This is a genomic window from Candidatus Rickettsia kedanie (assembly GCF_045865205.1).
In the GTDB taxonomy this organism is placed as follows: domain Bacteria; phylum Pseudomonadota; class Alphaproteobacteria; order Rickettsiales; family Rickettsiaceae; genus Rickettsia; species Rickettsia australis.
This window is the reverse complement of the sequence record NZ_BAABMM010000038.1, coordinates 1-22,679: the sequence shown is the minus strand read 5'-3', so window position 1 is coordinate 22,679 and position 22,679 is coordinate 1. Positions and strand designations below refer to the sequence as shown.

Sequence of the window (22,679 nt, the reverse complement as noted above, 5' to 3'; positions counted from 1 at the left end):
ACCACCTTACCGCCCATATTATTATGTCGTATTTAAAATGACGTCTCTTAAAATATTCATAAAGCTTATCTATAACAATTTATTACTCTATTCCTTATATACTATATTCCCTATTTGCAACAGTGCCGATTTTAAAGCAATTGATACAAAAGAAGCTGCAAAAACAGGTTTAGTAGAAATTAGAGCAGAACATAATCACTTAACTGACCACACAAAAAATACTCAAATTTTAATTTCGGAAATTCAAAATGGCAAAATTAATAAAAATACGGTAATAGCTATTGAATGTAAGCAATATGGTGAAAATCTCGGTATGAAAGACGTAATTAAAATAGCAACTATATTAGAGTATAATGAAAAAAAAGCCTGATATGCCTATAAAACTACCTGTGGAACTAGAAAATACGCCTATATTACAAGATGCTCTTTTATATAAGACAGCTAAAGAAAATAAAATTAAAATTATCAGTTTAGAAGGTAAAAATCTAGAACACTTAAAAGATACACCGCTTTATAATGAGCATCGTGAACAATATATGACAAGCGTAATTAATGAGATTTGTGGTAAAGGATAAATATAATTGCAAGTGTCGGCTCTAGTCATGTGATTAATTTAGAGAAAAACTTAGAAAACAGTAAAAAACATGACATAGGATTTAATAACATACCTAGAAAAATACTACAGAAAGCTTTAAATATTGGAAGTTCCGTTCCAACAGGAATGGTTAACATAAAAGCAAGCACTAAAGGTAATAGTGTGGTACAACGGCAAGCTTTAAACAATCGGTCAAAAAGAAATATCTCAACTGGCAGATAACTCTATTCTGTCGTTTGATATTTTTGTAGAAATACTAAAAAATGAAGAATGGCGCACCCGAGAGGAGTCGAACCCCTAACCTTATGATCCGTAGTCATATACTCTATCCAATTGAGCTACGGGTGCCAAGCTTGAAGTACTTATTTCTAGCCTTATTGCTTGTTGTAACATACGAAGAAGCATATATAAAAGCATAGCATTTGTCAAGAAACATAGAGTGTTCTTATGTTTCTCTGAATAATAAAATATAAAAAATTATAATTAATAATTGAATTATCATATTATATATTGTATATAGAGGTTTATAAATGAATATGAGCAAAAAATGAATAAAATAACATTAATTATAATTTGCTTATTGTGTATTAATATAACTGCACAAGCAGATAATATATCAGACACTGCTAAAAAAATTTAGAGGTAATTAACTCTTTAAATGTTGAGGCAAAATGGCAGAAAGGTAATGTAATAAATTGTAAGTCAGGAGAAACTTTATGAGAAGAAACGGAAAAATATAACTCTCCTAAGTTAAAGCGTCTGACTCATTGTAGTTGTTTTGTGTATGCTGCTAGTGCATCCTTGGGGCTTCCAAATAAGTCTCTACTTCCTCATCCTGAAAGCGATAAAGAATTTATACCTACTTTATCAAATAAGCAAGCTGAGTGGCTTGAAACAGACGGAATAAAAAACAGATGGAATTTTGTTAAAGCAGGAAATCGTGATGATAATTTTATTCAAGCACAAAAATTTGGGCACTGTTGCAAATAGTGCGGGTAATATTACTGATGAAATGATACAGCAGTATATTGATGAGCAAGAAGGTGAGCCTATTAATGATGATCGATTTCTAATCGATTCCACTTTATAACCTCTCAGCTTATAGCTGAGAGGTGTTTAGTTTATATATAAATTTTTTAATAATTCAATAATTTTTAACTAGATTTACATATACTTAAGTTTTTATCTATTATGTCGGAATCTATATTTAAACAGTCAAGGATTGAATGAAATACATAATCATGGCTAATCTCGGTATTAGCATAATTTTTAATTGAAGATACTGATTTAGGATGTTTGGTTTGAAAATCATCTGATACCCAAACTATAAGAGGTACGGTTATTTGTTCTGCAAGTAGTGGACCGCCGTGACCGTAATAACCATTTTCTCCGAGGGACTCGCCGTGATCGGATACATATAATAAAAATGCATTTTTATCTTTAAGCAAATCTATTAAATTAGATAAAAAAAAATCGGTATATAAAATAGAATTATCATAACTGTTAACTAACTCAAGCTTATCGCAATCGCTTGCATCTCCCTTAACCTTAATAGGACAGGTAGGGGTAAAATACTCAAACTCTTTTGGATATCTCGCGTTATAGTTCCAATGGCTGCCGGAAGTGTGAACTACTAAAAATTGCTTCTCTGAGTTTGTTATTATTTCTTTTATGAAAGGCAATATTTTTTCATCATGATCATTTAAAGAAAATAGGGCAGAGCCGCCCGGTACTATAGTAAAATTAATGTCATTATATATATCACTTAGGTCAAAATTTGCAAAACTCCTCATTAAAGTTTGGGTACCAATCCAAGTAGTATGAAAGCCAAGATTTGTTAAAATTGATAAAAAGCTGTTCTCTTGTCTAGTATTTTCAATTTGACTTGCAGGATAGCGTGAAAGTAACGACGGTACGGAAAGATAAGTAAGGTTAGAAGAGGATTTAGCTTTGAAGGAAGTTAGATTTGGGGTGGTTTGTAAGTAAGGGGTTGTATCTCGTTCATAACCGTTAATACCGAAATGGTCAAATCGTGCCGATTCTCCTATAACTAAAACGCCTATAATATCAGCGTCGGAGTTATCTATAAAATTATATTGTTTGCTAATATCTATACATGCATAATTTTTATCACCGAAATTTCCAGCAAAATTAAGGTAGCTATTATGTAAATACTGAATGGGAAAATAATTTTTTAGTATCTTAAATGAAGGAGTAATAATATTATATACAAAAATAAGTAAGCAAGCGGCATATAATAATTTTGTTACGAATGATTTAGAATTTTCAGCTGCAAACGATTTGAGAGTATAAAAACAGGTAAAAAGGCAAAAAATTATCCATATTACTAACTTAATGCTGGTTAATTCATAGACTTCGTTTAAATCCGTTGAGAAAAAACTACCTATTACTTGTTTAGTAGGATTGATTTTGAAGAAATAAATGTAATAACTAGCAATAGCGGATGTTATAAATAAAAACCCTACGCCGACTTTTAATACTAATCTATGTACGCTAAGACCGAAAAATGTTATAAAAGAAAATATATAAATATAACAACAATCTTTTGATAACTCTAATATCCCTTTAAAGATTGTTGCTTTATAATAATCAAATTTATAAATCAATATTGCGGTATTAAATAACAAACAATAAATAAACGCTAAAACCGCCGATAATTTAATTAATTTGATATCTATGTGTTTTTGAATAGTTTTTAGCATAAATAAGTAATATAAAATAAATAGTAGTGATACGAAGTTCAGCGAGTATAATATAAGTAGACTTAATAACTACCATGATAATAAAAAATCTTCAAGAATTTTATCGGCTTTTAATTCCGAACTCTCCACTTATAGCTATTGATTACGGAAGCAAAAAATTAGGAATCGCATTATCTAATCAAGAACGTAGTATTGCTATGCCGTTAAATACTATAACCGAGATAAATAAAAAAATTGTTATTACTGCTTTGCTCAGTATAGTTGAAAAATATAAAGTTTGCGGTGTTGTAATAGGTCTACCGATTGATATGAGTGGAGCAGTAACGGAGCAAACAAATATAGTGATGAAATTTGCCGAAGAATTCACAAAATCTATAAACTTGCCTATATATTTCCAGGATGAAAGATTAACTACAAAAGCTGCAAATCATTTCCTTAAATCATTTGGGATGAAAAGAAAAGACCGTAATAATAACGATAATGCAGTAGCTGCGAGTATGATTCTTGAAACTGTGCTTGATGCTATGAAAAATATTTAATTAGGAAAGAATTGATGAGTTGTTGCGTGTATCGAAAAACCTACTCAATGTCATCCCCGCAAAAGTGGGGATCCAGAAAAATAACTTCAATATCGATATAGAAGTTGTATATTCGACAAATAAGCCTATAAAAACTTGTTTTTATAGGCTTTACTGGATTCCCGCCTACGAGGGAATTACATAAAACAGTCCATGCAACAAAACCAAGAATTTATGACAAACAAATTACTTCCTATTTCACTGGGACAAATTTTACTAGAAGAATTTATGGAGCCTATGGGTATTAGTCAAAGCAAGCTTGCTCGTGATATTGATGTACCTGTTACTAGATCAATAATATCATTAAACATCATCGTTCAATTATCGCTGATACGGCACTGCGTTTAGGTAAATATTTTAGTGTTAATCCTCGTTGGTGGATGAATATGCAAAACCAATATGATTTAGAGCTTGCAGAAGATAAATGTTGGAAAATTAAAGAAGGTAGAATAAGAACCTTTGCTCTGGCAAGTTAATTTGGTATTTTTCTCTATTCTATTAAGTAATGTAATCTTTAAATGTTTTCAAATGACATCAATTATTTTTAAATATTTTAAATAGCCTAAATTAGCGTATTCTGTAATTTGTTGATCACAAGTGAATAAATATGAGTTATTGTTTCTAGTAGAGGCTATAATAAATCTATCAGCCGGATCTTTATGTTCATAATTAGGGAAAAAACAGCTTTCTATTAGAACTGAAACCGAGAGATCAATTAGATTTAAGCCTGGAATAGATAATAACTTATTTATCCAGTCATTTAGGCTAATTGAGCACTACTTTACCCTTGTTTCAAGCATAGCTGCTATCCCAAATAGATATAGCAGAGATATATAGCATACTATGTTCTCTTGCTTTTTCTATTAATGCTATTTGATGTTTAGATAATTTTATTCCCTCCGCATACCCAATTAATATATGAGTATCCAAAATTAAGTTTACTAGATTATCTTTAATATTAGTCATTACCTGTGCCCCATTCAGATTCAAAAGAATAGTTTACTATATAATCATTTATTTTTATTGTTCCTTTTAAGAATCCAAAATAACTTTGTCTATTTTCTACTTTATTAATTCCTATTTAAAATGACTATAATATCAATAAAATAAACTTATTGCCGAAGTAATTTATTAAATTGATTAATTTCATCAAAAAAATATAAAAAAGTTCAATAAAGTAATTTAATTATTTTTTCTGATAGTACAGAAAAGTTATATTGATAATAATGATAGACTTGCTATTCCTATAAAAGTAAGACAGAAATTAAAACTTAAAATAGGAGATAAAGTAACAATTAAGTATAATGATTCAGAATGAATAATATCGACTTTTTATTCGAATATAGCAAAAGCAAGAAACATACTAGATAAGTATCAAGATATTGGTTTACATAAAGAATTAAAGCTTATGAGAAAAGAAGAAGAGATAAATTAATTTGCTGATAATCTATATTTCTAGCTTTGCAAAAACCTTATTGTAAAGATATATTATTTATGATAAAACCGATTCGGTAAAAATAAATAAAATATACTATGAAAATATTAATTCTAGGTGTTACCGGTATACTAGGTAATAGCATATTCAGATTTTTAAGCAGCGATAAAAAATTTGATGTTTATGCGACAGCCCGAAATAATTCAGCTCGTTCTTACTTTTCTAAGGATTTATCCGATCAATTAATTACAAATGTAGATGTTGAGAACCGTGATTCGTTAGTTGAGGTATTTAATAAAATAAAACCCGATATAGTAATAAATTGTATAGGGCTTGTAAAACAACTAGCTGATGCAAACGACCCGTTAAAAGCATTGCCAATAAATAGTTTGTTACCGCATAGGCTAGCTAATTTATGTAAATTAGCTAATTCAAGGTTAATCCATATTAGTACTGATTGTGTATTTTCAGGAAAAAAAGGTAATTATAAGGAAAGCGATTTTCCTGACTGTGATGACCTTTACGGTCGTTCTAAATTCCTTGGCGAAGTAGATTATCCGCATGCTATTACGCTGCGTACTTCCATTATAGGTCATGAGCTAGCAGGTAATAGAAGCTTAATCAATTGGTTTTTAAGTGCAGAAGGGCCAGTGAAAGGTTTTGAAAAAGCTATTTATTCAGGATTTCCGACAGTAGAACTTGCAAGAATAATAAGGGATTTTGTATTACCGCATAAAGAACTGCATGGGCTTTATCATGTTGCATCAAAACCGATTAATAAGTTAGAATTGTTAAAATTAGTAGCGGAAATATATAATAAAGCAATCGATATTATTCCGTCAGATGAGCTTGTAATAGATCGCTCAATGGATGGCACACGTTTTAATGAAGTGACGGGTTATAACCCGCCGCAGTGGTCTGAGCTTGTGAAGCGTATGTATGAGTTTGGGTAAATAGTTATTGTGAGAAGAATTACGTAGTAATTCGACGAAGCAATCCAGTTAAAAATTCTGATTTACAGAATTTTTTAATTATTTTCTGGATTGCCGCGTCGATGCTACGCATCTCCTAGCAATGACGGAGAAATCAAACTGCAATGATGAGGTAAATAATAACAAATAGGTACTAAATATATAATGTTTGTAAATAAAACTTTAATGATTACAGGAGGCACCGGTTCATTTGGTAATGCGGTGCTTTCTCGTTTTCTGAAATCTGATATTATTAACGATATTAAAGAAATTAGAATTTTCAGTAGAGACGAAAAAAAGCAAGAAGATATGCGTATTGCTTTAAGTAATCCGAAACTTAAATTCTATATCGGAGATGTGCGTAATTATAAAAGTATTGATGAGGCGATGCATAGTGTAGATTATGTATTTCATGCTGCTGCTTTAAAGCAAGTTCCGACTTGTGAATTTTATCCGATGGAAGCAATCAATACTAATGTTTTAGGTGCTGAAAATGTTTTAAGTGCTGCTATTAATAATAAAGTAGCAAAAGTTATTGTATTGAGTACCGATAAGGCTGTATATCCAATTAATGCAATGGGATTATCTAAGGCATTAATGGAAAAGTTAGCAATAGCAAAAGCTCGTATGTGTAGCCAAGGTAAAACTGTGCTTTGCGTTACTAGATACGGTAATGTTATGGCATCTCGTGGTTCAGTGATTCCTCTTTTTATTAATCAAATAAAACAAGGTAAGGAATTAACTATTACCGAGCCTTCAATGACACGTTTTTTAATGTCGCTTGTAGATTCCGTAGATTTGGTTTTATATGCGTTTGAGCATGGTCGTCAAGGTGATATTTTTGTACAAAAATCTCCAGCAAGCACAATTAAGATACTGGCAAAAGCGTTACAAGATATATTCGGCAGTAAAAATAAAATACGTTTGATCGGTACACGTCATGGAGAGAAGCATTATGAATCGTTAGTATCATCCGAAGATATGGCAAAGGCAGATGATTTAGGTGGTTATTACCGTATTCCTATGGATGGACGTGATCTTAATTATGCAAAATATTTTGTTGAAGGCGAAAAGAAAGTAGCACTTTTAGAGGATTACACTTCGCATAATACAAAACGTTTAAATTTAGAAGAAGTAAAAAAGTTGTTGCTGACTCTTGATTACATACAAGAGGAGCTAAAAAATGCTTAAGGTAATGACTATTGTCGGTACTCGTCCTGAACTGATTAAACTATGCTGCGTGATTTCCGAGTTTGATAAATATACTAATCACATCCTAGTTCACACCGGTCAAAATTATGCATATGAATTAAATCAGGTGTTTTTTGATGATATGGGAATTAGAAAACCCGATTATTTCTTAGAAGTAGCAGCAGATAATACAGCAAAATCTATTGGGCTTATTATCGAAAAAGTTGACGCAGTCCTTGAGAAAGAAAAGCCCGATGCCGTTTTGTTTTACGGTGATACTAATTCCTGCTTATCAGCAATTGCTGCTAAACGTCGTAAAATTCCTATTTTCCATATGGAAGCAGGAAATCGTTGTTTTGATCAAAGAGTACCCGAAGAAATAAACCGTAAAATCATTGATCATATTAGTGATGTTAACATTACGTTAACTGAGCATGCAAGACGTTATTTAATTTCTGAAGGTTTACCGCCTGAGCTTATTTTTAAATCAGGCTCGCATATGCCTGAAGTTCTTGACCGTTTTATGCCTAAAATATTAAAGTCGGATATTTTAGATAAATTATCGTTAAAAGCAAAGCAGTATTTCTTAATTAGCTCACATCGTGAGGAAAATGTCGACGTCAAAAGTAATCTGAAAGAATTATTAAGTAGTTTACAAACGCTTATTAAAGAGTATAATCTTCCCGTAATCTTCTCAACACACCCAAGGACTAAAAAAAGACTTGAGGATTTAGGGGGGGGGAAAGAGCTTGGTGATAAAATAAGGTTTTTACCGGCTTTTGGTTTTACGGATTACGTCAAACTTCAGATGAATGCGTTTTGTATTTTATCCGATAGCGGTACTATTACTGAAGAAGCATCTATACTTAATTTACCTGCTTTAAATATTCGAGAAGCACATGAGCGTCCTGAAGGTATGGACGCCGGAACGCTTATTATGTCGGGCTTTAAGGCTGCACGAGTACTACAATCGGTGAAAGCCATTACGGCAGAACACGAGAATAATAAAAATACGCAAGAAATATACTCAAATGATTTGGAGAATTGGAATGTAAAACGAGGAGCGAGTACGCACAGCCTATACTTAATAGGTGAGCATGTGAGTTCTCCAAAGTTTTGCAGAGACAATGCTTCAGAGCAGAAGAGTATTGTGCCGGATTATGCTGAAGCAGGACTTGTATCAAAGAAAATATTGCGTATAGTTTTAAGTTATGTGGATTATGTGAACCGTACAGTGTGGTTTAAGAGGTAATCTTATTCATTGTTATCATATCAAAAACATGAAATTCTTTAAATTAATAAAACTTAACCCTTTATTTTTAAGTGTTTTTTTACTAATAACTCTTATATCTTCTTTTTGCTATTCCAAAGGAAATTCTTATAAAAAAATAGTTTTTCTTGTGAGTACAGAGACATTCGGCGGCAAAGGTGTATACGCGATGTATCATGAGATGAAAAAAATAGGTCATGATGTCAAAATTGTAATAGTACCTCATCCTCATCCCAATATTCAAGGCGGAATAGATACCGAGTTTATTAGTAAATTTGATACACAAGATGTGATATATCCATGCGGTAAGTATGCTTCTTATTCAAATGTTAATACAAAATGTGAAATTTCTGAATTAAAAAATTATCAGCCGGATTTTATCTTTACGCAAAACCCTTACGAAAATTTTCAAGGCTATATAGCAGAACCTTTTACGGCTGCTAATTTGTATAAGAGTTTTAGAGGAACTAAAACAAAAATTATGTATATAGTCTATGGTCCGCATATCTTTCATCAAAAAAATATTGATGATGATAAGTTATCAAGTTTCATAGAGACGGTATTTGTTGATTCAGAAAGTACAAAGGATATCTTTATGAGTAATTATAAATTTCCTAAGGATAGAGTTATTGTTTCAGGTTATCAACCATACTATGAAGTAAGAAATTATAATATTAAAGAAAAACCAAACTCGGAAACCATTTTATGGCTTCCTAGATGGGAATTATCGTTTAAAAATAGAGAGTTATATGAAGGAGGTTCTACTTTCTTAAATTATCACTATTTTTTCTATAATTATGCATTACAACATCCTGATATTCATTTTATTATAAGACCGCATGTTACGCTATTTCCCTATGCGGTCGGTAAAAATTACTTAAGCCAAAGTGATATGGATAATATATTAAGTAGATTTAACTCTTTAAAGAATGTTACTGTTTCTGCACATGCATTCAGGTCGTTACTGGATGATATCATGGTGTCGGATATTGTAATCAGTGACGGTACTTCATCTCTTGCTGAAGTAGTAGTGGCCGATAAGCCTATAATTTACTTAAGTAATGGTTGGAATAATGAATTTAATAGCAATGCTCTATCTAAAGAATTAAAAAAATATATGTATTTTGCTTATGAGCCGCAAGATATTATTAACTATATAGCATTTATTAAGCAAAATCATTATTTACCTTATCATGAAAATAGTAGTGGTAGAAATCAATTTAAAAAGATGCTTGATCCTGTAGAAAACCCTGCTGCATTTATCGCCGAATATTTATTAAAGTGATAATAGTTTAAATAATTTATGTTAGCAGAAATTTATAATGATGGAGAAAGATTAATTTCTGGGGAAACTCATGATGTTTTAGAGGTAATTCGTCATAAAAGTAGTTATAAATTTTTTAAAAAAATTATAGAAGCCGATATACTTAATAGCCCATTAATGCTAAATCAAAAAATAACAATTCTAGATATAGGTTGTGGAACAGGACATGGCACTTTCATGCTTAGCGGTATATTAGGAGTAGAAATTACCGCAATAGATATCAGTAAAGAATCTATAATCTATGCTGAACAAAATTATGGAGCATCTAATATAAAATATATTAAATCTGATTTAGTTAGTTTTATTAAAAAGGCAGAAGAATATGATTATATTGTATCACGACATGCACTTGAGCATATTGAAGATGGGTTAAATCTAGCACTTAATCTTAAATGTAAAAAACGATTAATAGTAAATGTACCTTTTAATGAACCGGAAGGGAATGTATATCATTTAGTTAATTGGATTACTGAAAAATACTTTGAATCATATCAGAACAAAGAATTGTTATATGAAGAATTAGATGGTATAACTAACGACACACATTCTGAAAAAATCCTCCTAATTCTATAATCTGTATATCAAGTCACTCAGATTTAAAGACTATAAAGCAATTATTTAACTATCCAATCTCAGCTTGGACTCCAGAATTTTTAGAAAAGCTAGGTGTTCTAAAAATTCCAAGATATATTAAAACAATTGCTGCAAACTAGAAATGCATTTAAAAATAGCGAAGAGAAAAACTTAAACTATGAAATTAAATAATACTGTAACAGAGCTAAATAATGCTTTAGAAGAAATAAAAATTCTTAAAGTGAAGAAGAAAAATCTATTTTTCTAAAGCTCTATAGAAAATTTAAACAATAAAGGCATTGCTAACTAAAGAGAGATGTCATCCTGTGGTTTGGGAGCTAGATCTAAGAAAATAACTTAAAATACTAATAAATTTAGTATTTTTAACTGGCTCTAGTTCCCAAACCACAGGATGACATCTCTCTTTAGTTAGCAATGCCACAATAAATCTAACATTTTATAAATTATTTCTAAAAGTTATGATAACTAAAAAAGATAAAACTTTAAATATTTATTGTCCTTTAGTGTCCATTATTATACCTGTCTATAATGGGGCTAATTATATGCGTGAAGCGATAGATAGTGCTTTAGCCCAAACATATGAAAATATTGAAATTGTAGTTGTTAATGATGGCTCTAAAGATAATGAGAAGACAGAAAATGTAGCATTATCATACGGCGATAAAATACGCTATTTTCATAAAGAAAACGGTGGTTGTGGTTCGGCTTTAAATTATGGTATAAAACACATGAAGGGGGAGTATTTTTCATGGCTTAGCCATGATGATATATATTATCCTAATAAAATCGAGCATCAAGTTAACATATTAAATAAATTAGATAATAAAGATACTATCATTTATGGCGGTTATGAATTAATTGATGAAAAAGGAAGTTCTTTACATTATATTAAACCGGATAGTTTGCTATCTATAGATAAACTTAATATTTCTTTATTACCTTTATTACGAGGATTAATACATGGTTGTTCGTTATTAATTCCTGCTAAATATTTTCATGAAATTGGTATATTTAATGAAGCTTTACCGACAACGCAAGATTATGATTTATGGTTTAAAATTTTCCGTGTTGCCCCTATTCATTTTGACGAGTCTATCCTAATTAAATCTCGTTTTCATTCAGAGCAAGGTAGTAAAAAAATATCAAATCATAACGAAGAATGTAATGTATTATGGTCATCGTTTCTTCACGAGTTAACAGAAGAAGAAATGATCAAAATGGAAGGTTCTCCTTATTTATTTTTAACTCGTACAGCTAATTTTTTATCAAATAATACTCCATATAAAAAAGCTTGTGACTTAGCAAATACTATGGCTAAGCAAGTATTACATGATACTAAAGTTAGTGTTATTATACCGGTATATAATAGAATAAATTGGGCAATTGAAGCTATAGAAAGTGTACTTATTCAAACACACAAAAATTTTGAGATACTTATAATAGATGATGGATCGACTGATGATATATCAGAATTAACTTCAAGATGCAAAAAAGATAAAAGAATAAGATATTTTCATAAAAAAAATGAAGGACCTGCTGCTGCACGTAACTTAGGTATTAAAAATGCTATAGGAAAATATATTGCTTTCCTTGATTCGGATGATTTATTTTATAAGGATAAAATAGAAATCCAATTACAGTTTATGGAAGAAAATAATTGTATATTTTCTCATACTTCATATCAAAAAATAAATGAAAAAGCAAAATATATAGAATCTGTTCATTCTGGGTTTTTTAGTGGAAATGTTTTTCCTCAAGTTATACAAACTTGTCCAATAGCAATGCCGACAGTTATGGGAACTTTGACATTATTCCAAGAAAATTTATTTCCTGAAAATATAAGAAGCGGTGAAGATTGTTGTTTATGGATATCTATTGCTAGTAAAAACTCAATAGGCGGTATAGACAAAGAATTGTCTAAAGTACGAATTAGCGGTGGTACTAATACGTTTATGGACCCAAATAAATATTCAGTAGGTTTAATAAATATTACTTCTTATGTTCTTAATGATCCTTATTTAAGTAAATTTAGTCCGTTTACTATTAATTTGTTATTAGCAGCTGTTACACAATTAAGATTATTAGAAAATAAAAATAAAGACTATAAAAAAAGTAATATTTCTTTTTTCAACAATAATTATGTAATTCAAAAAATACGAACCTATTGCTTTGTAACAAAAATTTTGATTTTGTTAACTATTACTTCTATAAGGCAAGAAGGAATACGTGCAACAATCTCTAGAATACGTAGATGGCTTAGAAAGCATATATAAATAACTATTCCTCAAGTATCTTAACTTTTGAGCCGTCACCGATTTTAGTCATACCTTCGTTAACGACTAAGTCACCTTCTTTAATATCGTTAGAGGTAATTTCAATTAGACCTTCTGTACGTGTGCCGATTTTTACGTATAATTGTTTTACCGTATCACCGTCTATTTTATAAATAAAATTACCTTGATTATTTCGTTGAATACAACTTTCAGGAACGGTTAGATTTTTATGAGGGTTAATTATAAGCATAACATCTACAAAGCTATTATGCAGGATTTTTGTCCCCATAGGTAAAATAATTTTAGCTGTTAAAGTACCGTTATCTGATAAGTAATGCGATACTGCTCCGATTGTGCTTTTAATTTTTCCTGCAATTAAAACTTCAGTATTGATTCCAACTTTTCCGCTTAAAGACTCCGGCAATTCAATAACAATACTTTGTGAGTTTTCTGTTCCAGTAATGCTAAAAAGATAGTCGCCTATTTTTACTTCATCGCCTACCATAGACTTAATTACGCCTATTTTACCGGAGTATGGTGCAGTAATTATCATGTCGTTATATGTTTTTAGAGCTTTGGAATAATTAAATTTTGCATCTTCAAATTCGCTTTTTGACCTTTTATATTCCTCATTGCTTACAAATTTTTTAGCAAATAAAGCTGCTTTTCTATTATAATCTTCTTGTTTTGTATTTAATAAAGCTGCTGCTCTAGATTTAGTGGTTTCTGCTATGTTTTTATCTATAACCAGCAATATATCCCCTTTTTTTACTATTTCTCCTTGATGTGCCGAGACTTTTTCAACTACTCCGGTAGCATTAGCATAATAATCACGGCTATTATCATTTTGGCATTGTCCTACAATATTAAATATGTCGTAAAGTTCGGCAATTTGTACTTTAGTTGCTTTGACTCCTATAATTTTTGCTTCTTCCGTTTTACTTGCCATAGTAGAAAGTGAGATAAGTAAGGTAAAAAGAACAATAAATTTTGTAGGCATAATATTATACTCTAAAGTGAATAGGTGAAATTTATCCACGCAACAATACCTCCAAGTTATGATAAAGTATGCTTTTTAAGTTCCTCATCCGTTAACCATTTATATTCTTTTTCTAGAATTTTAAATCTCATTTTTTCTAATTGTGCATCAAGATCAGGTTCAGGAATGATAGCAGCACCAGTAAACTCAAATCCTTGATAGTTAATTTTTAGTTTTTTACAAGTTTCTTGTAATGATAATAAGTTTTCTTCTATATCATCGATAAATATTATTGATTGCGGATAATAATTTGTTTTGCGTAATACATATTCAAGTACGCTTCCTTTATCATATTCTGCAGTGTAAATTATTCCGTCTTTTAATGTAGGTTTACCGTAACCGGCATTAAAATCTTCTATTATTACCTCATCTTCTGACGGTGAAAATTCTTGAAAATTTATCTTTAATTCAGTGAGTTCACGCATGCGCCATTCAATCATATCTTCAATTACACCGAATTTACCGGTAGGAAGTTTAGTAAGTCCCATTGCTGGAATGTTTTTTTCTTTAAGTAGAGCAAATATTTTTAAAATGTCTGAATTAACGAATCTCGCTTTTTTGTCTTTAAGAATAACGCTAAGTAATAATTCGCATTCTTTTCTAGTAAGTCTTTTTTCAATATCTTCCATTAATTCTTTTCTATAATCATGTGTTAACCTAGATTCATCGTTATCCATTACGATTACTTCATCTACGTCAAAAAGCACCAAGCTAGTATTATCGGCTTTCTCTATTGCTTGTATAACTTCTTTAAAATCATGAACTTTATTTATTTTGCTATACATATTTATTTTTTATTTATGGTTTAAAATCTAGATTGTGTTATTCCCCTTAGATATTACCTATGTGAATAATTTTATGTCATTCCTGCGTAGGCGGAAATCCAGTAAAACATATAAAAAACTTGTTTTGTATACGTTTATTTTATCAAATATGCAACTTAACTATATCAAGATTAATGTTATTTTTCTGGATTTCCGCCTACGCAGGAATGACATCAAGCAAGTTGTCTAATTCATACAACACAGTTCTAAATAACTACGGGTATCTATATTTATTTTGTAACATCACTTATCATTTCTTCTAAGGAATTTGTCATTACCTTTAAATCTTTATCTCTAGACAAATTATGGTGACCGTCTTTAATTAGCTTCATTACTATTTGTTTACTAGTTATTTTTTCTAATAATTTTACTGAAACATTATAAGGCACGTCTTCATCTAACATTCCATGAATTAGATGTACCGGTATATTGATATCAATCTGTTTCTTTGTCAATAATAAATGTTTTTTTGCATCTGCTATCAATTTATAGCTAATAGGATATTTATGCTCACAATTTTTACCGTTTACTTCTAATATGCCCTCTTTTTGTATCTTATTTTGATCGTCTAACGATATATTTTGCCAAATATTTTCGGTAAAATCCGGAGCAGGTGCTACACACACAAGCCCTTTTATTTTATCGGGAAATTTTAAAGCTGTAAGAAGTGCTAACCATCCTCCCATGCTCGAACCTACTAATATCGCCTCCTTATCAATTAATTTGTCTAAAATTAGTGATACTCCTTCTAACCAATCACTAATTGTTTGATCCTCAAATTGTTCCGATGCATTCCCATGACCGAAATTATCAAAAACAATAAAATTATAATTGTTTTTTTTACAATAATCTATTAAATAGATAGCCTTAGTTGATTGCATACTAGACATCAAGCCGTGTAAAAAAATTACAGATGGAATATTTGTATTAATTATGCTATAATTATCATAGACAATAAATTTGTCTTGTGTTTTATTATAAAGCTTGTGCATTTTAAATAATTATTTTAATAGATTGAGATTTAATGCCTTCATTAAAGTCAAGTAAACGATACAATAAATATACTATTTTGCAAGTAGTTCCTGCTCTAGTCTCGGGAGGTGTTGAAAGAGGTACTATAGAAGTTGCAAAATATCTTAAAATTCTCGGTCATACTCCTATCATAATTTCAGCAGGCGGTACTCTAGTTAAAGAGTTAGATAAGGAAGATATATTACATATTGAAATGAATAGTAGCAGTAAAAACCCTTTCGTAATTCTGAATAATGCAAAATTGATAGCAGAAATAATCAAAAAATATAATGTTGATATAGTTCATACAAGATCAAGGGCACCGGCATGGAGTTCATATCTAGCAACAAAATGGACTAACGCTAAATTTCTGACTACTTTTCATGGGGTTTACAATATTCCAAATAGTTTTAAAAAATATTATAATAGTATAATGCTCAAAGGCAAGAAAGTTATTGCCGTATCTAATTTTGTAAAACAGCATTTGCTTGCAAACTATAAAATTGATGAAGATAAAATAGTAGTAATTGAACGTGGAGTAAATTGTGATTATTTCGATCCGGCAAATTTAATGCCTGAAAAACTTAAAAAATGTCGTGATAAATATGATGCACCGAGCAACGTGCCGATAATATTAATGCCTTCTAGAATGACAAGCTGGAAAGGACATCTTGTTCTAGTAGAAGCATTAAGTAAGTTGAAACATAGAGATTTTTATTGTTTAATGGTCGGTGATATATCTAGACATCCCAATTTTACTAATAGAGTCAAAGAGCTGATAGCTACTCTAAAACTTCAAAATAAAATTCAAATTTTCGGTAATGATTCGGATATAATAAACCTATACGGGATTTCCGATATTATCGTTTCTGCCTCAATCGAGCCTGAAGCTTTCGGACGTACTATTATAGAAGGGCAGGCGATGGAGAAGCTTGTTATTGCAACTAATATAGGAGGGGCAGTAGAAACGATAAATAATAATATAACCGGTTTCCACGTAGAACCAAATAATGCCGAAGCGTTAGTACAGAAAATCGATTATTGTTTATCGATTTTAGGTACTGATACTGCTAAGAAAATCCAAGAAGCAGCAAGACATACGGTAATTAATAATTTCTCTCTTGATCTAATGCTAAGAAAAAACCTTGAAGTCTATAAAAAAATCTTCAAAAACTCCCATAATTGAATAGTTAGATTTAGTATATACTCATGATAAATGAACAGTAGAGTATATAGGAGTGAATAGAATAGCTATTCTCCTAATAAGTTTATTTCAGCATACAAATTCTTCAAGATTTATATACTGATCATAAAAATTATTATAGTCATGAGATTTACCGTCATGATGCACTACAAGCATTAGAGTTTCCGGTAAAAATTCTTTTAAAGTTTGTTGTGCATTTTCTATAGATCTTTTATCAAGATTGGCAAACACCTCATCTAAAATTAATATTTTAGGGTTTGCATTATATCTTTAATGATTCCAATTTTTCTTTTTTGACCGCCACTTGGTGCATTTATTACATCATAATTTTTATCACTTAAGTGCGTAATTAATGTAGCTAGATCCAATTTTATAAATAATGTATTAATTTTTTCTTCTAATGATTGTTTATTACTTTTCATGATTGATTGATCAAGACCTGAGGTTATTACTTCAAATAAAGTAGATTGAACCGGTATGTAACTATTCTGATCAATAAATATTATTTTTGGATTTTGATAATGGGTAGGTATGGAAATTTCACCAACACTATGATAGGGGCAGCAATACAATTTACTAAACTCTTTAAAAAAGCGGTTTTGCCTTTCCCTGAGGGAGCTGAAAGAAGATAATGTGCTCCTAATTTTAATACTAATTTTTCAAAACTCAAAATAGTTTTTTCTTCTATAGTTAGGTTATAATCAGAAATGATAAGTTCATCATTTGTATCATTAGTAGACCATGTGATTCCTTTTTTATCCTCAGAAGAAATTGCCTCTATTAATTTTGTAATTCTTGCTTGTGATATAGCTGCTCCACTAAAGATTATTTTTAATGAGGAACTTTTGTTAAGAATGATTTTAAAGTTTCAAGCCAAGGTAAGTAGTAGAGCTTGCTCAAGTGTAATCTCTCCATTTTTTACTTTATCAATATAGTAAAGTGATTTTATGAATTTATCTGAGATATCTAATATAGTAATTATAGTATTTTTTGTGCTATCTAAAACAACATTTTCTTTGATATTTCGTTGTTAGCTTTAAGTTGCTTGGCATATTGATTTTGTACAAATTGAGCAGCATCAGTTAACAAGATATTTGAAGTGTTAGAGGATATATTGCTTACTATAGAAGCTTTATTGTCGTTAATTTTCTCCGCTGCTTTCCTGTAGGAAATATCCAGTTAATATAATATTGTCAAACTCATTAAATATAATAGCTCCTGGAACTAAATTCATTATATCTTGCAATGCAATAAGCTGTATAATTTTTTGAGTGGTAAAATTCCAATAGTAAAAGTATTATGAAGATCAATAAATAAATTATTAGTAATAGCTTCTATATCCTTTAAGCCTAAGATTTTACTTGTATATTCCTCGTTTAGTAACAGTTCTAAAGCTTTTTATTCAATTAAATCTTGAGTATTTTGTGTTAAAGAAGTTTTATATGATTGGAGTAGTGTTGTGCTTATTATATTTTTCCACACCATAAAATACTGATTTTTGCTCCTTGAGAAATAAGAGGTCCTATAGCAGCAGCATTAGGGTCCTGTATGAGTAAGGTTAATGCAATTAATGTTATTGCCGTCATTTCCGGTATAGTTAATAAAACTACTATTTATGCATACTTCAATTAAATCTAAAACGTTTGTTATAACCATATTTCTAATAATTGGATTATTATAAATATGATAAAATCCTTGCGTTACATCTTTAATTTAATTTTTTAAATTATTAGAAAATATATTAGGATCAATTACCCTAATATTAGTGGTTAAGTTTGTTTGAATTTCTTTTAAATTTTCCTGATAATTTAAGAAATCAGTCCCATAATATGCTAAGCCCACTATTGCAGCTGTAGAAGTTAAATAAATTGATACTGAATAATTAGGATAGGATAGATTAAACTTCCTTTAAATGTGGAAGAAGTAAGATAATGTTTCTGAAAATACCTTTCGGTTATTAAGATTGCATCAGCAAGAGTTGCCGAAACAAAAAGACTGCTTCCTTTTATCCCATTTACAATAAAACCAGTTATACTGCTAATTATTAAATGCGTTTTCTTGGAAAAGTTAGACGCAGCATTATTTTTATTAAAATTTTCTGTATTTATACTTTTTTTCTGGATTCCCGCTTTCGCGGGAATGACATAAAGAGCATTTACTAGTCCACGCAATAATACCTTGCGAGGAGCCGCAGGCGACGTGGCAGTCCAGAAAAAATAATAAGCAAATTCTGATTTACAGTTTTTTTAGCTCAGACGTTAAATTCTTAATTAATCTATCTTTAATAAACGTTGCCGAATTAGGTAATAAGTTGTATTATAATATAAAGGCAAAATGTAGGTGTAGGGAAGAAAGTAAAAAGGTAGGTAAATCAAACCTACCTTTTTGTAACTATTAACGAGAATATAACTCGATTACTAAATGAACTTCTGCTTCAAAAGGATATGGGACATCAGAAAGAGCAGGAACTCTTAAATATTTACCGGTTAATGAAGGTACATCAAATGATAAATACCCCGGTGTTGTTTGACCTTGTTTTGAAACGGATTCTTGGATAAGCGGTATTTGTTTGACGGATTCTTTAATTTCTATAACATCACCTTCCTTTAGTCGTATGCTTGCTATATCGGCTTTCTTACCGTTTAATTTAATATGTCCGTGTGAAACTAACTGTCTTGCAGCAAAAATAGTTGGAGCTATATTCATTCTATAAATGACAGTATCAAGTCTGCTTTCAAGTAACCCAATAAAGTTTTCACCGGTATTACCTTTCATTTTTTGAGCGAGTGCAAAAATATTTCTAAATTGTTTTTCAGTGACACGACCGTAGTGACATTTTAATCTTTGCTTAGCTTTTAAATGTAAACCATAATCTGAAGTTTTAATCATGGTATTTTGTCCATGCTGTCCGGGACGATAATTTCGTGTATTGAAAGCATCCTTGCTATCACCCCATAGACTTACTCCAAGTCTTCTACTAGCTTTATATTTAGAACGAACAATTTTTGTCACTGATAATATCCTTAACTTTATATTTGCATTACAAGAAAATATATACATTTCTTATATCAAAGTCAATCATTGATTTTTACCCTAAAACTTTTTATATTTAATGAAAAAATATTTCATATGAGTTCTTTAGTAACGCCAATCAATTTAGATAAAATCAATCATTCACAAAGTACCGTTAAAGACTATATCTTACTTATGAAACCGCGTGTGATGTCGCTTGTAATTTTTACAGGTTTTGTAGGTATGTGGCTTGCTCCTTATTCTGTGCATCCTTTTATTGCTGTTATTGTGCTTGCTTGCATATCTCTTGGGGCAGGGAGTGCAGGGGCAATTAATATGTGGTACGATAGAGATATCGATAGCTTAATGAAACGTACTCAAAAAAGACCTATCATCAGAGGTGCTATAGAACCTGATGAGGTTTTATCTTTTGGTTTGATAACAGGATTTTTTGCAGTATTTTTTATGGCTTTATGTGTTAATCTACTTGCATCCTTTTTACTGCTATTCACTATTTTTTATTATATCTGTATTTATACTATTTGGTTAAAGCGTCGTTCTATACAAAATATTGTTATTGGCGGAGTATCAGGAGCATTACCTCCTGTGATAGGTTATGCAGCGGTAAGCAATACTATATCTCTAGAGTCAATTATATTATTTTTAATTATTTTTATTTGGACGCCGCCGCATTCATGGGCTCTTGCTTTATTCTGTAACGATGATTATAAAAACTGTAAAGTACCGATGATGCCTGCAGTAAAAGGGACTTCATATACTAAGAAACAAATTCTAATTTACAGCATTCTTTTATTTATTGTTTCGTTAATGCCCTTTTTTATTGGAATGAATAATTTTATATATTTAATAATTGCTGGTATTCTTGGGTTAGTATTTCTATGTTATTCCGGTTCTTTATTCTATGACACCCCTGATAACAAACAAGCTAAACGATTTTTTGTCTATTCGATATTTTATTTGTTTTTTATATTTTTACTTTTATCTTCAACTAGCACTATATCCAATATTAGCTAAGAGATAATAGTGTTGGGTTACTTTGATGGACGATCAAATTGAAACCCAACGTGCAGAAACATATCATAAGTTATGGAAAAACCAAGCTATCTAAATTTTGATAATAAAAATTATAAATGGAAAAATGATATTGATTATCGTAAATACCCAGAAAGCTATAGAGTAGGTAAAGGTGAGCAAGGAGTATTAATTTGTCAACCATATAAAAATGAAATTTTGCCTTATTGGAAGTTTAAAACTCCTGAAATTGCTAAAGAAAGTAGTAAAAAAATATATGAAATATTTTTAAAATCCTTAGAGGATAATGATTTTGTTGGAGCTGATATGGCTCGTAAATATTTGCAAATGGGTTTTACTAGAAGTAGACGTTATGCTAATTATAAAGGTGGAAAAAATATGACAAAGAACATGATTATAAGAAATTAGAAAGAGGAGGGGCCCAAAAAAAGTAAAAAGTGCTGATATATTTTTCAACAAATGGCGAGAGGCAGAAGATAATAAGAAATATCAAAAGATGAAAATAGAATGGAAAAAACAATATTGGTAGATATTAGCTTTACCAAGTTAGTTTGTTTATATTATAGTAGATTAATAGAGGATAGATTATGATTAAAGATGAAATTGTGGAGCTATTTAAAAAATGTATCAATTTACATAACAGATATTAATACCACGAGGACAAAGATAATTTACGAAAATTCGTTGAAACTGATCCTGAAAAACTTTCAAATTTTATTAAAACAATAAAACTAAAAAATATAACAACAGGGAAGCTAAAGTTTTTCATAGCTTCAGTTCTATTTTAATGGTAAAACAACAAGATAATGCAATTAAATCATTAAAGAAAGCTATTGAACTAGATCTAAGTAAAGCATACTACCACGAAGAGTTTTTTGATAAGTTACATGAAATAAATCCGGAGGAAGCACTAGCTTCTATCAAAAGAGCTATAGGGTTAAATCCAAATAACAAATCATTATATGAAGATTTGATTATTTTGTTGAAAAAGGCAAATTATGATGAAGAAGCAGCAAAAATGACTGAAGCAATTCAAGATTTCCCTACAAACATACCTAATTTGGTATTAGATACTGAGGCAATAATAGAAGTTTATCAATTGAGGGATGCACTTAAATGTGAATAGTTGGTATACCTAATTAAATATAGATGTCATTATTGTAGGAAGGCGTTGTTGTATGGCTCAGAAAAAGCGTACAATATCATTCTTAGCAACGGCAGGAATCCAGTTTTTTGCTCTGTCATCCCGTGATTTATTCACGGGATCTAGGAAAAAATAAAAGCTTGGACCTCGTGGTCAAGCCACGGGGTGACATTAAGGATTACTGGACTCCAGCCTATGTGGGAATGACATTGAGACACGCAACAAAGCCGCATAAATGAGATTTATCTGAAAAATATTTAGTTACACACACGGGATCACAGAGAGGGATAATAAGTCACACAACACCCGTGACCATACGCGTCAAGTTAAGGGATGTTTATAAGTTTAAGAGAAGATAAAGTAGATTTTTTTGTTTTCCTATATTTATCTTTTAAGCAAAAACTTACCCAAGCTATTCGTAAATTTTTAAAGAAGTTT

Annotated in this window: 23 protein-coding genes, 1 tRNA gene and 3 pseudogenes; 18 read left to right on the top strand and 9 right to left on the bottom strand. The window is 30.4% G+C overall.

The window, feature by feature from the left end:
* The 3 genes from ACKTSD_RS05790 to ACKTSD_RS05780 form a co-directional block, all read left to right on the top strand.
* A partial coding sequence (locus ACKTSD_RS05790; RefSeq protein WP_412708395.1) for a hypothetical protein occupies window positions 1-370 on the top strand: 370 nt, incomplete at its 5' end.
* Window positions 354-575 (top strand): hypothetical protein, encoded by a 222-nt coding sequence (locus ACKTSD_RS05785; RefSeq protein WP_412708394.1) that lies wholly within the window; start codon window positions 354-356, stop codon window positions 573-575. The genes ACKTSD_RS05790 and ACKTSD_RS05785, both read left to right, overlap by 17 nt.
* Before the next feature lie 29 nt (window positions 576-604).
* Window positions 605-817, top strand: coding sequence for a hypothetical protein (locus ACKTSD_RS05780; protein ID WP_412708393.1), 213 nt, complete (start codon window positions 605-607; stop codon window positions 815-817).
* A 49-nt stretch (window positions 818-866) separates the two neighbouring features.
* On the opposite strand, the gene ACKTSD_RS05775 is transcribed toward ACKTSD_RS05780, so the two are convergent.
* Window positions 867-943: transfer RNA gene (locus tag ACKTSD_RS05775), tRNA-Arg, on the bottom strand.
* Between the two features lie 432 nt (window positions 944-1,375).
* Between ACKTSD_RS05775 and ACKTSD_RS05770 the strand changes: the two genes are divergently transcribed.
* The gene (locus ACKTSD_RS05770) at window positions 1,376-1,585 is read left to right on the top strand and encodes a hypothetical protein (protein ID WP_412708392.1); all 210 of its coding nucleotides are present in this window, start codon (window positions 1,376-1,378) and stop codon (window positions 1,583-1,585) included.
* Window positions 1,569-1,685 (top strand): annotated as a pseudogene (locus ACKTSD_RS07865) (IS200/IS605 family transposase); the annotation flags it as partial. The gene ACKTSD_RS05770 and the pseudogene ACKTSD_RS07865, both read left to right, overlap by 17 nt.
* Before the next feature lie 64 nt (window positions 1,686-1,749).
* Here the strand turns inward: ACKTSD_RS07865 and ACKTSD_RS05765 are convergent.
* Entirely contained in the window at window positions 1,750-3,318 is a 1,569-nt protein-coding gene (locus tag ACKTSD_RS05765; protein ID WP_412708391.1) for a phosphoethanolamine transferase, read from the bottom strand.
* A gap of 74 nt (window positions 3,319-3,392) precedes the next feature.
* Between ACKTSD_RS05765 and ruvX the strand changes: the two genes are divergently transcribed.
* Window positions 3,393-3,857, top strand: a complete 465-nt coding sequence (ruvX, locus tag ACKTSD_RS05760; RefSeq protein ID WP_412708390.1) for a Holliday junction resolvase RuvX — start codon at window positions 3,393-3,395, stop codon at window positions 3,855-3,857.
* Between the two features lie 192 nt (window positions 3,858-4,049).
* Window positions 4,050-4,372: pseudogene (locus ACKTSD_RS05755) on the top strand (HigA family addiction module antitoxin).
* 316 nt (window positions 4,373-4,688) lie between these two features.
* Here the strand turns inward: ACKTSD_RS05755 and ACKTSD_RS05750 are convergent.
* Window positions 4,689-4,862 (bottom strand): hypothetical protein, encoded by a 174-nt coding sequence (locus tag ACKTSD_RS05750; RefSeq protein WP_412708389.1) that lies wholly within the window; start codon window positions 4,860-4,862, stop codon window positions 4,689-4,691.
* 567 nt (window positions 4,863-5,429) lie between these two features.
* Between ACKTSD_RS05750 and ACKTSD_RS05745 the strand changes: the two genes are divergently transcribed.
* The 6 genes and pseudogenes from ACKTSD_RS05745 to ACKTSD_RS05720 all read left to right on the top strand — a co-directional run bounded on the left by ACKTSD_RS05745 (window position 5,430) and on the right by ACKTSD_RS05720 (window position 12,954).
* The gene (locus ACKTSD_RS05745) at window positions 5,430-6,284 is read left to right on the top strand and encodes a dTDP-4-dehydrorhamnose reductase family protein (RefSeq protein WP_412708388.1); all 855 of its coding nucleotides are present in this window, start codon (window positions 5,430-5,432) and stop codon (window positions 6,282-6,284) included.
* 183 nt (window positions 6,285-6,467) lie between these two features.
* The gene (locus ACKTSD_RS05740; RefSeq protein ID WP_412708387.1) at window positions 6,468-7,493 is read left to right on the top strand and encodes a polysaccharide biosynthesis protein; all 1,026 of its coding nucleotides are present in this window, start codon (window positions 6,468-6,470) and stop codon (window positions 7,491-7,493) included.
* The gene (gene wecB / locus ACKTSD_RS05735; protein WP_412708386.1) at window positions 7,486-8,745 is read left to right on the top strand and encodes a non-hydrolyzing UDP-N-acetylglucosamine 2-epimerase; all 1,260 of its coding nucleotides are present in this window, start codon (window positions 7,486-7,488) and stop codon (window positions 8,743-8,745) included. The genes ACKTSD_RS05740 and wecB overlap by 8 nt, the downstream gene beginning before the upstream one ends.
* Before the next feature lie 28 nt (window positions 8,746-8,773).
* Window positions 8,774-10,048 carry a hypothetical protein gene (locus ACKTSD_RS05730; RefSeq protein WP_412708385.1) on the top strand — a complete coding sequence of 425 codons (1,275 nt, stop codon included), beginning with the start codon at window positions 8,774-8,776 and terminating at the stop codon, window positions 10,046-10,048.
* A gap of 18 nt (window positions 10,049-10,066) precedes the next feature.
* Window positions 10,067-10,549, top strand: a pseudogene (locus ACKTSD_RS05725) (class I SAM-dependent methyltransferase); the annotation flags it as partial.
* Window positions 10,550-11,139: 590 nt separating this feature from the next.
* Window positions 11,140-12,954, top strand: coding sequence for a glycosyltransferase family 2 protein (locus tag ACKTSD_RS05720; protein WP_412708384.1), 1,815 nt, complete (start codon window positions 11,140-11,142; stop codon window positions 12,952-12,954).
* Between the two features lie 4 nt (window positions 12,955-12,958).
* Here ACKTSD_RS05720 and ACKTSD_RS05715 read toward each other — a convergent pair whose 3' ends face one another.
* The 3 genes from ACKTSD_RS05715 to ACKTSD_RS05705 form a co-directional block, all read right to left on the bottom strand.
* On the bottom strand, window positions 12,959-13,957 hold the full coding sequence (locus ACKTSD_RS05715; RefSeq protein ID WP_412708396.1) for an efflux RND transporter periplasmic adaptor subunit: 999 nt from the start codon (window positions 13,955-13,957) through the stop codon (window positions 12,959-12,961).
* A gap of 53 nt (window positions 13,958-14,010) precedes the next feature.
* Window positions 14,011-14,778 carry a DUF2608 domain-containing protein gene (locus ACKTSD_RS05710; RefSeq protein ID WP_412708383.1) on the bottom strand — a complete coding sequence of 256 codons (768 nt, stop codon included), beginning with the start codon at window positions 14,776-14,778 and terminating at the stop codon, window positions 14,011-14,013.
* A gap of 269 nt (window positions 14,779-15,047) precedes the next feature.
* Complete coding sequence (locus ACKTSD_RS05705) at window positions 15,048-15,809, bottom strand: alpha/beta hydrolase (protein WP_412708382.1); 762 nt, start codon at window positions 15,807-15,809, stop codon at window positions 15,048-15,050.
* A gap of 32 nt (window positions 15,810-15,841) precedes the next feature.
* Between ACKTSD_RS05705 and ACKTSD_RS05700 the strand changes: the two genes are divergently transcribed.
* A complete protein-coding gene (locus ACKTSD_RS05700; protein WP_412708381.1) occupies window positions 15,842-17,014 on the top strand; it encodes a glycosyltransferase family 4 protein in 1,173 nt (390 codons plus the stop codon).
* An 87-nt stretch (window positions 17,015-17,101) separates the two neighbouring features.
* Here ACKTSD_RS05700 and ACKTSD_RS05695 read toward each other — a convergent pair whose 3' ends face one another.
* Window positions 17,102-17,263: an ABC transporter ATP-binding protein gene (locus ACKTSD_RS05695; protein ID WP_412708380.1), complete on the bottom strand. Its 162-nt coding sequence runs from the start codon at window positions 17,261-17,263 to the stop codon at window positions 17,102-17,104.
* 11 nt (window positions 17,264-17,274) lie between these two features.
* Complete coding sequence (locus ACKTSD_RS05690) at window positions 17,275-17,604, bottom strand: hypothetical protein (RefSeq protein ID WP_412708379.1); 330 nt, start codon at window positions 17,602-17,604, stop codon at window positions 17,275-17,277.
* 135 nt (window positions 17,605-17,739) lie between these two features.
* Between ACKTSD_RS05690 and ACKTSD_RS05685 the strand changes: the two genes are divergently transcribed.
* Window positions 17,740-17,967 carry a hypothetical protein gene (locus ACKTSD_RS05685; protein ID WP_412708378.1) on the top strand — a complete coding sequence of 76 codons (228 nt, stop codon included), beginning with the start codon at window positions 17,740-17,742 and terminating at the stop codon, window positions 17,965-17,967.
* A gap of 1,459 nt (window positions 17,968-19,426) precedes the next feature.
* Here the strand turns inward: ACKTSD_RS05685 and rpsD are convergent.
* A complete protein-coding gene (gene rpsD, locus ACKTSD_RS05680) occupies window positions 19,427-20,044 on the bottom strand; it encodes a 30S ribosomal protein S4 (RefSeq protein WP_412708377.1) in 618 nt (205 codons plus the stop codon).
* A gap of 117 nt (window positions 20,045-20,161) precedes the next feature.
* Between rpsD and cyoE the strand changes: the two genes are divergently transcribed.
* The 3 genes from cyoE (at window position 20,162) to ACKTSD_RS05665 (ending at window position 22,223) form a co-directional block, all read left to right on the top strand.
* A complete protein-coding gene (gene cyoE / locus ACKTSD_RS05675) occupies window positions 20,162-21,079 on the top strand; it encodes a heme o synthase (RefSeq protein WP_412708376.1) in 918 nt (305 codons plus the stop codon).
* 72 nt (window positions 21,080-21,151) lie between these two features.
* A complete protein-coding gene (locus ACKTSD_RS05670; RefSeq protein ID WP_412708375.1) occupies window positions 21,152-21,505 on the top strand; it encodes a DUF4385 family protein in 354 nt (117 codons plus the stop codon).
* A gap of 379 nt (window positions 21,506-21,884) precedes the next feature.
* Entirely contained in the window at window positions 21,885-22,223 is a 339-nt protein-coding gene (locus tag ACKTSD_RS05665) for a hypothetical protein (RefSeq protein WP_412708374.1), read from the top strand.
* Window positions 22,224-22,679 lie beyond the last annotated feature (456 nt).